Source organism: Picosynechococcus sp. NKBG042902 (assembly GCF_963864045.1).
Taxonomy (GTDB): domain Bacteria; phylum Cyanobacteriota; class Cyanobacteriia; order Cyanobacteriales; family MRBY01; genus MRBY01.
Map to the genome: position 1 here is coordinate 114,752 of NZ_CAWLTV010000077.1, position 12,382 is coordinate 127,133.

Here is a 12,382-nt window from a genome sequence, read left to right on the forward strand (position 1 = left end):
AATATTTAAGACAAACTCGCTAACGAGACTGGGTTTGCTGATTGCGGCGATATTGCAGTCTCAAAAGATAGAAATTATGGGCAGCAGAAAAAGATTGAGTGCTAAAAGAAAACATCATCCGTACCTCGCAGATGGGTAATTACTAAAACGTTTATGCTTGGCTCGGCGGGCATTCTGACTTAGAAATTATTAGAAACTTCTTTACAGCTGCGGGACAGTGACGGATTTGCACCGTTCTTTCCCCATTGCTTTTATCGGCTGATCCCCGATAAAACCGAACAGAGTCTAATTATATAGCAGGCGATCGCCCCCGATGTAAATAGATTTATGAAGTCCCCTTGAGCCTTGGGAGAAAAGCACCTTTAGGGATTAAGCAGGGCCGTAATGTGGGGAATAATCTGGGTATGGTTGGTCAATAAATAATCCAGGCGATCGCTAATCAGCGACAAAATCAAGTCCTCATAGGTCATCCCCTGTTCCGATAGCCCCTGGGCAACGAGGCTGGTGACATTGGCAGCGGGCCGCTTAAGATCGGGCTTGGGATTAGCCTCTAAAATTTGGATATTTCCCGCCGCATCCATCCGGGCATCGATACGAATTAAGGCATTTAAACTAAATTCCCAGTAGACTTGTTGGGCGAGTTTTGCCAGCTTTTCTTTGGCTGGATCACGATCATCTAGAAAACGAATTCTTTGGCCTGTAATTGCTTTTTTATCCATCGAGGTAAAAATCTTTTCATCGGCTTCTAAAAGACGCTCTAAAATCGAAAACGTAAAGGGAGATTCTAATTTTTCAAACTGCCCTTGACGCTGGCGCACATAGCCACACACGGAGACACAAAATTCCCGCCCGGTCAGAAAAGGTTCGATTAACGCGGTGTTGTGGGTTTGCTGATGTATGTTGGCGATCGCCTCACCGAGATCCTGGGGCTGATCCACAAAATGAATATTCAAAGAGGCGCGACCAGAAACGGGTTTAACGAGAAAAGCCCCCTGGTAATCACCAAAGGTTTGTTGAAAACGAGCGTTGTCCTTGGCAGTAAATTTCCCTTGGGCCGGATGCCAAATCATGAATGGTGCAGTGGGAAAGCCGAGTCCTTGCAGTTCCCGTTTAAAGCTATGTTTATTATCTAAAATCGAGCTATTTAAAGGGTTATGGCCAATATAGGGCACCCCTAACATTTCTAAAATTGCCGGGGTGTGGCAGACGGGATTGTAACCCTGAACCCCACCAGTGTTGAGCCAAGCCAGATGAATCTGATGTTTCCGGAGGCGATCGCCTAATGTCGAATCATCGGGCAACACAAACACGTGCTGAAACTCTAAATCTTCGAGGGCCGCAGCAATGTCATGGGCTACCACTTCGTAGGTTTTGGTAGAGCGGGGATTGTGGGTTTGGTAGATCACGGCCCCCTGTGCTGCTTTGTCACCCCCATGAATTACGGCAATTCTTAACTTTTTCCGGAGAATTTCAAGGTAGTTTGGCAGTTGACTAAAATCGTAAACAAATCCCATCATTAACGTGACTTTCCCACAATTCTGAGCAGTTTTGTTATTTTAGAGGATCCCTGAGAAAAATATGGCAGGCAGAAAAAAAGAGATTGAGTCTTTAAAAGTACTAAAATCTCTAAACAAAAAAATCATGTCTGCATCCTATCCGACAGACCTCACCAATGACCAATGGTCTCTCATCAAACCCTTACTTCCCCAGTTCAATCTAGCAAGCTCCTGTCCCACTGACCTGCGCCAGGTTGTTCATGCGCGCTTTTATCTCCTCACGGGTAGTATTATCTAGCGCTTACTGCCCCGTAATTTTCCCCAATAGAAAACCGCCTCCCCCTGCGTCCGCTAATGGTGTGACGACACGACCCTCGAACCCATTAAGCAAACTCCCCACCAGTGGAAATGCCGCACAGGTCACGAGCACCCTCCTCACTCAGTTATGGAGTGGTAAATGCTCAATCGGTAGATACAGCCACAATGATTCATCAGGAGATCGGCTACCAAGGCGATGGGCTGAGGTGCTTGGCATAATTTTCAAAAGATTTGCTGCGTCAATCTGGTTCCATTGCGATAACGATCTTAATAGCGCCTATGCTTACCGCTTCATCCCTGGCAAAAGATCCAAAGAGACCAATATTTAAGTCAATAAAACTTCGGGAAATTAGGCTTATATTTTCCTAATCAAACAAGAATTATTTCTTTATTTGTCAATGATATTTGTGAGATTGTCTGAGTTATGAATCGTTATATGATTTTTGTTGTCTTATTGTAATTGGCAACTAAAAATAGGAAAAATTTTACTGTCTTAAATGGCGAATGCACTATTGTCCATAGACCCTTGGGGGGATTGTGGTGAAAACTTAAGAAAAATAAACCTTACTTTAAAAAAGCAACTTTCCCGAAACTTTGCCTGGTCTAGTCTATAGTTTTTATAAACTTAATTCTTTTCATTTTCTAAAGTCAATACTTACTATAAAAAAATGACTATACCTCTATTGACCTACGAACCAAGCTCTCAGAATCAACGGGTACAAGATTTTTTTATCGGCAGTGAAGAAAGTCCCAAGCAATTTAGCGTGGAATCGGCTTTTGCAAAAACAGATTTTGAGACCTTAATTCAGGCGGCCTATCGTCAAATTTTCAATGAGCAGCAGATGCTTGAACAAAATCGCCTAAAAGTTCAAGAATCTAAGCTGAAATCCGGTTTTATTACCGTTCAAGACTTTATCCGGGCGTTGTTATTGTCTGAGTCTTTTCGGCAACGGAACTATGACGTGAACAATAACTATCGCTTTGTGCGGATGTGCGTGCAGCGGGTACTGGGCCGGGATGTTTATGGTCAGAAAGAGGTTCTGGCTTGGTCAATTTTGTTGGCGACCCAGGGTTTAAATGGCTTTGTGGATGCCCTCTTAAACTCTGAGGAATATCTCGACAATTTTGGCTTAGATACTGTTCCTTATCAGCGGCGACGCATCTTACCCCAGCGCACAGAAGGAAATTTACCCTTTGCCCGGATGCCCCGTTATGACGCTGATTATCGTCAACAATTAGAAGATCTGGGCTATTTCCAAGAACGGGATGAAACGCCATGGGTCGCCCCTGCCTGGGTCAGCGTGATCGGGAAAACGGTTACCATTGCTGGAGCTGGGACATTGATTTTAGGGGCGATCGCCGTTGCTTTGGCCGCTTTTGAAATCATTAAGCTGTAGGTCTATGGTTCGATTGAGGGCAAGACTTCAATACCTTGGACAATACATAAAATTCAACCTCAAGGCCTAACAGGAGCAGATCTTGGGGTTTGGTTTATTCTGCTTCAACTAAATCCGGTTGAACACCGCGATCAATCACTTCAATATCCCATTGCCCCGTGCGATCGCCTTCAAAGGCGACCCAACGACCATCGCCGCTAACGGTAGGATTACGCACTTGACCGATGTAGGTGCGGGTCAGATTTTGGCTTTGGAAGGTTTGGCGGTCGTAGAGATAAATATTGGTTTTTCCTTCCTGCTCGGAAGTGTAGACAATGAAGCGACCATTACGGCTAATGTCTGGCTGGTCGTAGAACACATTGGGTTGATTTAAACCGGGCAGGGGCAAAAGCTTGCGTTGGGCGAGATCATACAAAAAAATACGCCGTTGTTGGCGGCGATCGCTACTAAAGACCAGGTAACGGCCTTCATCGGAAAGGCGGGGATTTTTTTCGCTATGGAGACTATTGAGATTATTGCCAAGGGGGTCGGCTGGGGGCGTCACAAAACTGGTACTCTGGCAGCCGATACACAAAACCCCTAGAAGGGCGATCGCCCAAGCATGGTTCATGAATCTGAGGTAGCGGACTGATTCGGGAGGGCACAACAGTTCACATTATCCAGGCACACTTTCCCCCACTGTAACGCCCAGCGCACCAGGGAAACGCGATTATCCGTCGCCGTTTTTGTCAAAATATTACTAATGTGGTTGTCCACCGTGCGCTTGCTAATGTCGAGGCGCGCCGCAATCTCATGGTTCGTCAGACCCGCTGCCACCAAATCGACAATTTCGATCTCCCGTTCCGATAAAGCCGCTTCACTTGCCGTCTTTTCCGTAGCCATAGACCCTTCTTTTGTCTGTGTATTGTTATTTTCCTATTGTAGGGGAGGTTTTCACGTTGGCTAGATTGTACACAATTCCCTCCCCCAGGCAACTAAAGATTTAACCCCGGAAAATCGGCGATCGCCATCGTCGAACTGACAAGCTGCATCCCGGCGGCGGCAAATCGATCAAAGGCTTGATCGGCCTGGGCTGTAAAATCAACTACCCCAGGAATCACGACCGGAGAAGTACAGTCCTCCAAAAGATAAACTTTCTTTGCTAAGGCTGGATCATGACGCAAAATTTCCGAGAGTAAATCGTCCACCGTCCAGGCTAGACAGTGACTTTTCGCCTGCCCCGCAATAATCAGCGCATCAAAGGCCAACAATTTTTGCAGGAAACGGGTATTTTCCTGAGCAATGGGTTGTCCATGGGCATCGTCTAAGACCTCTGGCCGCAACGCAGAATAATTTTCCGTGAGGGGATTATCTCCTTTAATTTCAAAATGGGTTTGGCTATGGCGCACTAAATTATGGAAAAACAGAGCCTCTTCCACCGCTGGCACAAGGGCATGGCCAATTCCTCCGAGCATGGCGTGGTAGGGCCAAATCGTCAGGGGATATTTCCCTGCTTGGCTGAGTTGAGCGGTGTAGTGGCGGGCATATTGTTGTAAGTCTTCGTAGTCGCGCTTCGTACTAAAGGCGATCGCCGGATTGACGCGCCAAAGACCCTGTGCAACCTCCGCAAAGCTGATATTGCTCGCGGGTTGGGGATGTTCGCCTGCTCCATTGACCCAAAAGACCGGGTGAAAAATTTGCACCGCCTTGTGGGTGTCCATGGTGGGGGTAATGGTGGTAATTGTTCCGAGATTTCGGTAGATAAATTCACACAAACGTCGGTTATCTTCCACGGCCCCCAGCCCTGATTGGCCGCCGACAAACAGCTCGAACTCCGGGATACAAAAGGTATTTTGCACATCGACCACCAGAAGACAAACGCGACAGCGGTCAGTGGTGGCTGGCTTAATCTGGTGTTCCTTGGCCCAGGTTTCAGCAGCGGCAGCCCGGTCTAGATAGGGGACACGCCAGATCTCACCAACGGTCTGGGGATTAAAAAAAGCAGGAATGGGTAGTTGATTCGCCATCATCGATACCTCAATTGGCAACAGATATTTTCGCCACACCCCTATTGTGGTGTTTTAAAAACACATTGTCAAATCGGGGTCAGCCGAGGGAGAGGCGATCGCCCAGCTTTAGTTACATCGGCCGGAGCGACAATTTGCATCATGTATTTTTAGGATTGATTCGATGTGCTTTTGTCGTGAAGCATTGATTTTTGTGATAGTTTCCCAGGTTCAACATACAATTGTTGCCATTTAAAAGCGTATCTTTAATTACATTGCGTTGATTTTTTAAACCGTTTAATAGCAAGCAACCACTCCACCAAAAGTCTTCCTCCTAACACTTACTGGAACATTTTCCTCACAAAAATTATTTCAGTAAATCAAGTTAGAGGCTGATATTTCGTGATATGGCCCGGACAAATTTGCTCTGAGTTAATTACTCAAATTGTCCGCAAATTCTGTGCAGTTGAATTTATTTGATAACGGAGAAACATTTCTATGGCGATCGCCGTAATTACCGAAAAGTTACTTGCTGCCAAAAAAGCAACAGGTCTTAGTTTTGCGACCCTCGGCGAAAAAGTTGGCCGCGATGAAACTTGGGTCGCTGCTGTATTCTACCGTCAAGCCAGTGCCGATGAGACGGAAGCAAAAACCCTCGTCACCGCCGTCGGTTTACCGGAAGATTTCGCCGCAGCACTTACCGAACCGCCCCTCAAAGGCTCCCTAGAGCCCGTCATTCCCACCGATCCGTTGATCTATCGCTTCTACGAAATCATGCAAGTGTATGGGATGCCCGTCAAAGCAGTCGTCCACGAAAAATTTGGCGATGGGATCATGAGTGCCATTGATTTTTCCATTGAAGTGGATAAGGTCGAAGACCCCAAAGGTGATCGCGTGCAAGTAACCATGTGCGGCAAATTTTTACCCTACAAAAAATGGTAAGCCATTTAAAAATCACTAGGTTTTTCTTTTTAAATTTCAAGCTTGATGTACATAGCAAAGTCCCTAGATTTTTGACAGAATCCAGGGACTTTTACTTGGTTTAAACGCACAAAATCAAGGGCTGATTTTAAGGATTAGAGGTGGCCACTTGGCTCTGGGCTTCCCGGAGTTTTTCTTGATCCTTACGACGTTTTTTCGCATAGAGTTGGATTGCGGCGGCCATAAAAACAATCAACGCCAGAATTAAACCTCCTGTCCAATTGAGGGGCAAACTATTTTTAAACACGGCCAACATCACAATGGTTACCAACAGGAGGGTCGGCGCTTCGTTGAGGGCGCGGAACTGTTGACCTGTCCAGGTGCAGGTGCCTTCTGCCAGCTTGCGCATAATCCGCCCGCAGAAGAAATGGTAGACCAATAACAGGACAACCAAGGCCAATTTCGCATGGAGCCACCAGGCTTTTAGAACCCCCGGTTCGGTACTGATCACGGCGATCGCCATGGCCACAGTCACAAACATTCCCGGTTGGGTAATGATGTTGTAGAGGCGCTTTTCCATCAACTCATATTGTTTTTTGAGGATGCTCCGGGCGGGTTCGGGTTCCTTTTCGGCTTCGGCATGGTAGACAAAAAGGCGCACGAGGTAAAACAACCCCGCAAACCAAACCACCACACCGATAATATGGAAAGCCTTGAACCAAAAATAGGCCTGGGGAGCAATCTCTGACCAAAACTGTGTCATAGCAAGTTTCGATAAAAATCTTTATATCGTTTTTAGTCAGTGTAAAAGGGGCTGGGGGCGATCGCCGCAGTTTTTTCCGAAGTTGACATTAAATGTTAGATTCTCCGTCACTGCCAAACCAAGCTGGAGAAAGGAGATCACCGTAGACCACACCGTGATTTTCCCTGGCAAGGTTTGTATCCCCACTGGGACTCACCCGCCAAATGGGCCAGGTTTCCTCCCCCATCACCCCGGTTTGGAATAGGACATCCTCAGCATATTGTTCGCTCCAGCCCAACAAAATGGCATGGCTATATTCGGCTTCGATATTGGGTTGGAGGGTGATACTCCGTTGGGTTTTGGCGTCCCAGACCACCGCAAAATCTGACATCACGCCACTGTTAAAAAAGCCTTCAAACTGCCGCGCCAGGAGCCTTTGGCCATCGGCAGACCAAGATACGGGAATCAATAGCGAAATTAAACCTGCAGCATCATTTCCTTCGACTTCTTGAAATGCTTGGGGGGCGAGGGGTGATCGCGCCATTACCGTGCTTAAAATGCCTGTTTGCAAATTTTCCACAAATAAAACACTGGTGACCTGACTTTCCTGGAGTTGCGGGCGCAGTGCTAACTGGATACGACTGTAGGCGGCGTACTGATGGCGACCATTATTTAAGGCAGGACTGCGACACACATCGGCACTACTCTGGTTCCCGGCGGCCACCGTGGCTTGGGTCTCTAAAATCCACTGCCAAGGGATAGGGAAAGGGCTGTGGAGTGGATCCGTAATGAGCTGGGGGTCGGCGGTGGAGATGGACATGATCTCAGGGGGGAAAGAGCGGCAAAAAAAGGACAGAACGGCCAGGAAATGGTTTACATAAACCTGAGCGGTAGGGTCTCTAGGGCATTAGAATAGCGATAAATTATTGTGCCGATGGCGACGACAACTGTGAGTTCATCTTCACCCCACCCCCCAATACCGTCAACGAAATCCCGCTTTTCTGTAACAAAATGGATCATCGCAACCTTGGGCCGCACAGCACTTTTGCTGGGTTCTGGTTTCGGGGCGATCGCCTTGGGGATCCTGGTGGGTCATTTTATGCCACGGGCCGCGCCAAAACCGCCATTATTTTTACGGTTATGGGCGACAAATTCTGCTGGAATCGCCAAGCCGACCCTCAACGAAACCATTGCTGAATTATCGGCGGAAGACCGGGCCGCCATCGAACAAGAAATTGCCGGTATTCAGGCCCAACTGGATGTCCTCGAAGCACGCACTCAACAACTAGAGGCAGAACTCGATTTGGGTCAACAACAGGTGGATCTCGGCGATCGCCTCGACAATTTGACCGAACTCCTCGCCGCTGATCCCAGCACCTTTGACTCCCAGGCGACCCCCGCAGTGACTTCGCAAACTCCGGAACCGTTAAAAATTACCCTGCCCAACAATGCCCTATTTAGCGCCGATGGGCAACTCGCCGCCGATGCTGCGGAAATTCTAGGGGCGATCGCCATCGATCTCCAGCAGCAGGAGCGCCAAACGATCACCATTCGCAGTTATCAAGTTGGGGACGATGCCACCAAAGCGACAAGCCTCGCCCAACAACAGGCCCAGGCCGTCCAAACTTACCTGGCTGAGGCTCTCCCCGGTGATTATCGCTGGCTCGTGGTGGGCTATGGTGAACAAGCCGCCGCTGACCCCCCAGAAGACACAACGGAAACCAGCAGCCAAGCCCGCCTTGAAATTAGTACCCAGTAGTTACCGGTTTTGCCGATGGATCTCCTCGATATCTTGCGCCAGGATTACCAAAAATTCCCCCAGGATCAAACCTTTGCCATTTACAGTGACGATGTTTTTTTCCAAGACCCCCTCAATCGGTTCCAGGGGCGCGATCGCTATCAAAAAATGATTGGTTTTTTAGGGCGCTGGTTTCGGGATATTCACTTGGAACTCCACGACCTCCAGCAAACTCAACAGATCATCCGCAGCGAGTGGACTTTATCCATGACCTGTCCTCTGCCCTGGCAACCCCGATTACGCATTTCTGGCCATAGTCTTTTGGAAATCAACGCTGATAACTTAATCGTCTCCCACATTGATTACTGGCAAAAACCGCCCCTAAAGATTTTGCTGCAAGTTTTTCAACCGTCAACCTCTGTCTAGGTCGTTCCCAAAGGTTTACGTTCAGGCAGATTTTGCTTGCCATTGCTGTAAAACTTCAATTAAAAATTCCGCCAAAGTGACCCCATCAACCCCCGCAACAGTTCTGGCCTGGGCGGCACGAATTCCAGCTTGGGCGTGCCACCAAGCGGCTGCTGTAGCGACCTCTAAGGATGAGTCTGGGTGTTGGGCCAAAAGGCCACCGATTAAACCAAGGAGGACATCACCACTACCGCCTCTAGCTAAAGCTGGGGTACTTTCTGTAACGCAATGGGTCACGCCATCGGGACGGGCAATGACAGTTTTTGCCCCCTTCAAAAGGGCGATCGCCCCGGTCAGTTGGGCCGCCTTTTGGGTCATCTGGAATCGGTCGGCAGTGATGGGGATTTGGTCGGCAAACAGGCGCTTAAATTCGCCGAGATGGGGCGTTAAAATTGTGGGGAAATGGCGGTTTTGAAGCACTTCTAGATCTTCCTCGGCCAGCCAATTGAGGGCATCGGCGTCTAACACTAGAGGCACTTCCCGCGGCATGAGGTCAGGCATTAAATTAATCGCCCCTGCAAGGGTCAGACCACAGCCACAGGCCACCGCTTGGTATCGGGAAAAGTCTAGGCTCGGCAGTTGGGCGATCGCCCCCGTTTCATCTTCTGGGCAACCAAGCACCAAGGCTTCCGGCAGTTGGGCCACCACCAATAATTTCAAAGATTCTGGCACCGCAATGGTGAGCATGCCAATCCCCGTCGCCCGCGCCCCCAAAGCCGCTAGCAGCACACTGCCTAGGTAAGTTTGGGAGCCACCAATGAGCAATAAATGGCCCTGTTTGTATTTGTGGGTTAACGGCGATCGCCTCAGGGGTAACAAACGTTGTAACAAGCTTTGGGGAATGCCTTGAATCGTATTTTTGGCGGATAAAGTTTCTGCAATTAAATGGGAGGGAATACCAAAATCAAGGCGGTTAACTTTACCTAGATAAGGCGTGGCGGCATCCTGGCCGTAGGCCCGTTTCCAAAGCCCTAAACAAAGACTTTCCGTTGCTTGAATCGCTGTACTCAACACTGCCCCGGTATCGGTATGGAGCCCCGAAGGCAAATCAATACTGACAATGGGCCGTCCTGATTCATTCAGTTCATCGATTAATAAACCTAAATCTCCCGTAATCGGCCGCGTTAAACCAAAGCCAAATAAACCATCGATAATTAAATGACTTTCCAGAAAAATATCAAGGTCTTTTGTATGGGAAATTCCTAAAAATTGTGCATAATCCCAGTGGCTTTGGGTCAGGGATTTTAGCTTTTCTAGGGGACGAAATAAGCATATTTTATAACCCGCAAAAGATAACTCCCGCGCAACAACTAAGGCATCGCCGCCATTGTGACCAGGCCCTACTAAAATGCTTATTTTTCGATAATCTTTTAAAGGATAATGATTTTGAATATATTGGGCAATTAACCCCGCCGCCTTTTCCATAAGGGCTGGGATCGGCATTCCTTGGTTAAAAATTGCTGTTTCAAGGTGCTGCATTTGGGAGGCAGTGACAAAAATCTGGTCAAGCTCAAGCATTTTTCTCTAGATAACGGTAAAGGGTCAATTAACTTTTTAAATACTCATTTTTCGGTAATGCCGTGGCTCTTGCCCAAAACCCAATGGCGACGGAAAAAACGATAAAGGGACGTTTCTTCTAAGGCGAGATAAATGGGTCGTCCATGGGGGCAAGTACTGGGATTTTTGCACCGTTGCCAACGATCAATAATTGTTTGCATGGTCGGGAAATCTAGCGGTGTGCCATTACGGACAGCAGTCCGGCAGGCGATCGCCACCTGGGCGGCATCGAGATCTCCCCCTAAGCTGAGTTCTAGTAAAGCTGCTTCTAAGTCAGGATTATCTTGTAAAGCGCTCGGAATGGTATTCACTCGCCAAATATTTTCCCCAAAAACTTCCAGTTCAAGGCCAATATTCTCTGTTAATTGCTCGATTTGCTTAGGAGATAAATGGTTTAAAAGTATTGGTTGGGAGAGAGAAACCAACTGCCAATTTTTGTGTAAATCTTCATAGATTGCCCGCTCATCGGCAATGTGCTGTTCCACGAGCCAAATCCCCTCGGTATGCTCCACTAAAATATAGGTATTGCGAGCTTGACCAATCACTTTTAAGGATTTTTTTAATGGATTTTCTGAGGAAATATCAGTTTGTTTTTCTAATGATTTAAGTGAATAATTTTCCGACTTTTCTGCGGCTTGAATGAGATTTAAAATCCGTTGATTTTCGATACGCGGCAAACTCACTTCACTAAAACTTAAACTTTTGGCGATCGCCTTGGGAATAACCTCTTGCCAGAGGGCTTGATTTTGCAGATAGATTTCACTTTTTGCAGGGTGACGATTCCAGTCAATTTGTTCTGGCGGTACGTGGAGATGGACAAAACAAACGGGATGGCGATCGCGCGGCAGTGTGCGAGAAAAAGCTTTCATCATCACCTGTTCTAAGGCCGAAAATCTAACGATTCGTCCATTAATACCGAGCTTTAACCAGTCAGCTTGGTGGCGGTGACAACGGTCTGGTAAACCAAGGATTAATTCTAAATAACTTGTCACAAAACTAGGCTGATATTCTGTTAGAAAATCTGCGGCTTGATAGCACCGATAAATTAAGTCTTGAATATTAATTGATTTCAGCAGTTGCGGCAGAATATCCTGGGCATTTTTTCCAGCGCTAATGGCAAACCAGGGTTGATTATTTTGGGTCACTTGCCAAGTAATTTGTGGCTGACACAAAGCTAAATGATAAATAATTTGCTGGGCGGTTTTTAATTGCTGGGCGATCGCTGGTAAGGCATGGCGTCGCACCGGAAAATTCTGAAAAATATCTGTCACCGTCACCATTGTTCCCACGGCCATCGGTTTGAGCAGCGGTTCCGAAAAATGATTTTGCTGCACCGTGAGTTGATAACCGGGTTGCCTGTCTTGACAACTGGCAATGGTCAGCTTCGCGACCTGGGCAATACTGTGGAGGGCTTCCCCCCGGAATCCGAGGCTTTTGATGTGGGCTAAATCTTGGCGATCGCCAATCTTACTTGTCCGGTGGGGGAGGGCGCACTGTTGCAAATCCTCCAGATCCATTCCCTGACCATTATCTACAACGCGAATTTGCCAACGTTGGGGCTGAATATCGATGTTAATGCGTGTCGCCCCGGCATCAATGGCATTTTCCGCCAACTCCCGCACCACCGCCGCCAGGGAATCAATCACTTCACCGGCCGCAATTAATTGGATGACATCATTAGGGAGTTGTTTGATATTGGCCATTTAGCTTTAAATAATTATTTATTTTTTGAAATGAATCATGACTGATTGGTTGCCAATTAA

The 12,382-nt window shown here is 47.6% G+C and carries 14 protein-coding genes and 1 riboswitch; of the genes, 5 read left to right on the plus strand and 9 right to left on the minus strand.

The features are described from left to right. Positions 1-147: 147 nt before the first annotated feature. A riboswitch (cobalamin riboswitch) is annotated at positions 148-294 on the minus strand. Positions 295-362: 68 nt separating this feature from the next. Next, a complete protein-coding gene (locus tag AACR41_RS15645) occupies positions 363-1,517 on the minus strand; it encodes a D-alanine--D-alanine ligase family protein (RefSeq protein ID WP_030005887.1) in 1,155 nt (384 codons plus the stop codon). A 124-nt stretch (positions 1,518-1,641) separates the two neighbouring features. Here AACR41_RS15645 and AACR41_RS15650 point away from each other — a divergent pair, with 124 nt between their 5' ends. After that, positions 1,642-1,794, plus strand: coding sequence for a transposase (locus AACR41_RS15650; protein ID WP_161768724.1), 153 nt, complete (start codon positions 1,642-1,644; stop codon positions 1,792-1,794). Between the two features lie 688 nt (positions 1,795-2,482). Further along, entirely contained in the window at positions 2,483-3,211 is a 729-nt protein-coding gene (locus AACR41_RS15655) for a phycobilisome rod-core linker polypeptide (protein ID WP_030005889.1), read from the plus strand. A gap of 94 nt (positions 3,212-3,305) precedes the next feature. On the opposite strand, the gene AACR41_RS15660 is transcribed toward AACR41_RS15655, so the two are convergent. From AACR41_RS15660 to AACR41_RS15670, 3 genes are all read right to left on the minus strand, one after another. Continuing rightward, positions 3,306-3,821, minus strand: a complete 516-nt coding sequence (locus tag AACR41_RS15660; protein WP_030005890.1) for a TolB family protein — start codon at positions 3,819-3,821, stop codon at positions 3,306-3,308. After that, positions 3,818-4,093 (minus strand): helix-turn-helix domain-containing protein, encoded by a 276-nt coding sequence (locus AACR41_RS15665; RefSeq protein WP_012306270.1) that lies wholly within the window; start codon positions 4,091-4,093, stop codon positions 3,818-3,820. Before AACR41_RS15665 ends, AACR41_RS15660 begins: the two co-directional genes overlap by 4 nt. 92 nt (positions 4,094-4,185) lie before the next feature. Continuing rightward, on the minus strand, positions 4,186-5,217 hold the full coding sequence (locus tag AACR41_RS15670; RefSeq protein ID WP_030005891.1) for an isochorismatase: 1,032 nt from the start codon (positions 5,215-5,217) through the stop codon (positions 4,186-4,188). 477 nt (positions 5,218-5,694) lie between these two features. On the opposite strand from AACR41_RS15670, the gene cynS reads away from it, so the two are divergent. Then, positions 5,695-6,138, plus strand: coding sequence for a cyanase (gene cynS, locus AACR41_RS15675; protein ID WP_030005892.1), 444 nt, complete (start codon positions 5,695-5,697; stop codon positions 6,136-6,138). A 127-nt stretch (positions 6,139-6,265) separates the two neighbouring features. Here the strand turns inward: cynS and hemJ are convergent, their stop codons facing one another. From hemJ to AACR41_RS15690, 3 genes are all read right to left on the minus strand, one after another. Beyond that, positions 6,266-6,880, minus strand: coding sequence for a protoporphyrinogen oxidase HemJ (gene hemJ, locus AACR41_RS15680; protein ID WP_012306273.1), 615 nt, complete (start codon positions 6,878-6,880; stop codon positions 6,266-6,268). An 88-nt stretch (positions 6,881-6,968) separates the two neighbouring features. Continuing rightward, on the minus strand, positions 6,969-7,679 hold the full coding sequence (locus tag AACR41_RS15685; protein ID WP_030005893.1) for a hypothetical protein: 711 nt from the start codon (positions 7,677-7,679) through the stop codon (positions 6,969-6,971). A gap of 53 nt (positions 7,680-7,732) precedes the next feature. Then, on the minus strand, positions 7,733-7,879 hold the full coding sequence (locus tag AACR41_RS15690) for a hypothetical protein (protein ID WP_161768725.1): 147 nt from the start codon (positions 7,877-7,879) through the stop codon (positions 7,733-7,735). Positions 7,880-7,886: 7 nt separating this feature from the next. On the opposite strand from AACR41_RS15690, the gene AACR41_RS15695 reads away from it, so the two are divergent. Together AACR41_RS15695 and AACR41_RS15700 are read left to right on the plus strand one after the other, a co-directional pair. After that, entirely contained in the window at positions 7,887-8,618 is a 732-nt protein-coding gene (locus AACR41_RS15695) for an OmpA family protein (RefSeq protein WP_161768726.1), read from the plus strand. A gap of 15 nt (positions 8,619-8,633) precedes the next feature. After that, the gene (locus tag AACR41_RS15700) at positions 8,634-9,023 is read left to right on the plus strand and encodes a DUF2358 domain-containing protein (protein WP_030005895.1); all 390 of its coding nucleotides are present in this window, start codon (positions 8,634-8,636) and stop codon (positions 9,021-9,023) included. 21 nt (positions 9,024-9,044) lie between these two features. On the opposite strand, the gene AACR41_RS15705 is transcribed toward AACR41_RS15700, so the two are convergent. Together AACR41_RS15705 and mutL are read right to left on the minus strand one after the other, a co-directional pair. Further along, entirely contained in the window at positions 9,045-10,580 is a 1,536-nt protein-coding gene (locus AACR41_RS15705) for a bifunctional ADP-dependent NAD(P)H-hydrate dehydratase/NAD(P)H-hydrate epimerase (RefSeq protein ID WP_030005896.1), read from the minus strand. Between the two features lie 44 nt (positions 10,581-10,624). Further along, positions 10,625-12,322: a DNA mismatch repair endonuclease MutL gene (gene mutL, locus AACR41_RS15710; RefSeq protein ID WP_030005897.1), complete on the minus strand. Its 1,698-nt coding sequence runs from the start codon at positions 12,320-12,322 to the stop codon at positions 10,625-10,627. Positions 12,323-12,382 lie beyond the last annotated feature (60 nt).

Bases quoted from the DNA above. Each gene is read 5' to 3' on its own strand.
- AACR41_RS15645 (WP_030005887.1), bottom strand. From the start codon at position 1,517: ATGATGGGATTTGTTTACGATTTTAGTCAACTGCCAAACTACCTTGAA.
- AACR41_RS15650 (WP_161768724.1), top strand. From the start codon at position 1,642: ATGTCTGCATCCTATCCGACAGACCTCACCAATGACCAATGGTCTCTC.
- AACR41_RS15655 (WP_030005889.1), top strand. From the start codon at position 2,483: ATGACTATACCTCTATTGACCTACGAACCAAGCTCTCAGAATCAACGG.
- AACR41_RS15660 (WP_030005890.1), bottom strand. From the start codon at position 3,821: ATGAACCATGCTTGGGCGATCGCCCTTCTAGGGGTTTTGTGTATCGGC.
- AACR41_RS15665 (WP_012306270.1), bottom strand. From the start codon at position 4,093: ATGGCTACGGAAAAGACGGCAAGTGAAGCGGCTTTATCGGAACGGGAG.
- AACR41_RS15670 (WP_030005891.1), bottom strand. From the start codon at position 5,217: ATGGCGAATCAACTACCCATTCCTGCTTTTTTTAATCCCCAGACCGTT.
- cynS (WP_030005892.1), top strand. From the start codon at position 5,695: ATGGCGATCGCCGTAATTACCGAAAAGTTACTTGCTGCCAAAAAAGCA.
- hemJ (WP_012306273.1), bottom strand. From the start codon at position 6,880: ATGACACAGTTTTGGTCAGAGATTGCTCCCCAGGCCTATTTTTGGTTC.
- AACR41_RS15685 (WP_030005893.1), bottom strand. From the start codon at position 7,679: ATGTCCATCTCCACCGCCGACCCCCAGCTCATTACGGATCCACTCCAC.
- AACR41_RS15690 (WP_161768725.1), bottom strand. From the start codon at position 7,879: ATGATCCATTTTGTTACAGAAAAGCGGGATTTCGTTGACGGTATTGGG.
- AACR41_RS15700 (WP_030005895.1), top strand. From the start codon at position 8,634: ATGGATCTCCTCGATATCTTGCGCCAGGATTACCAAAAATTCCCCCAG.
- AACR41_RS15705 (WP_030005896.1), bottom strand. From the start codon at position 10,580: ATGCTTGAGCTTGACCAGATTTTTGTCACTGCCTCCCAAATGCAGCAC.
- mutL (WP_030005897.1), bottom strand. From the start codon at position 12,322: ATGGCCAATATCAAACAACTCCCTAATGATGTCATCCAATTAATTGCG.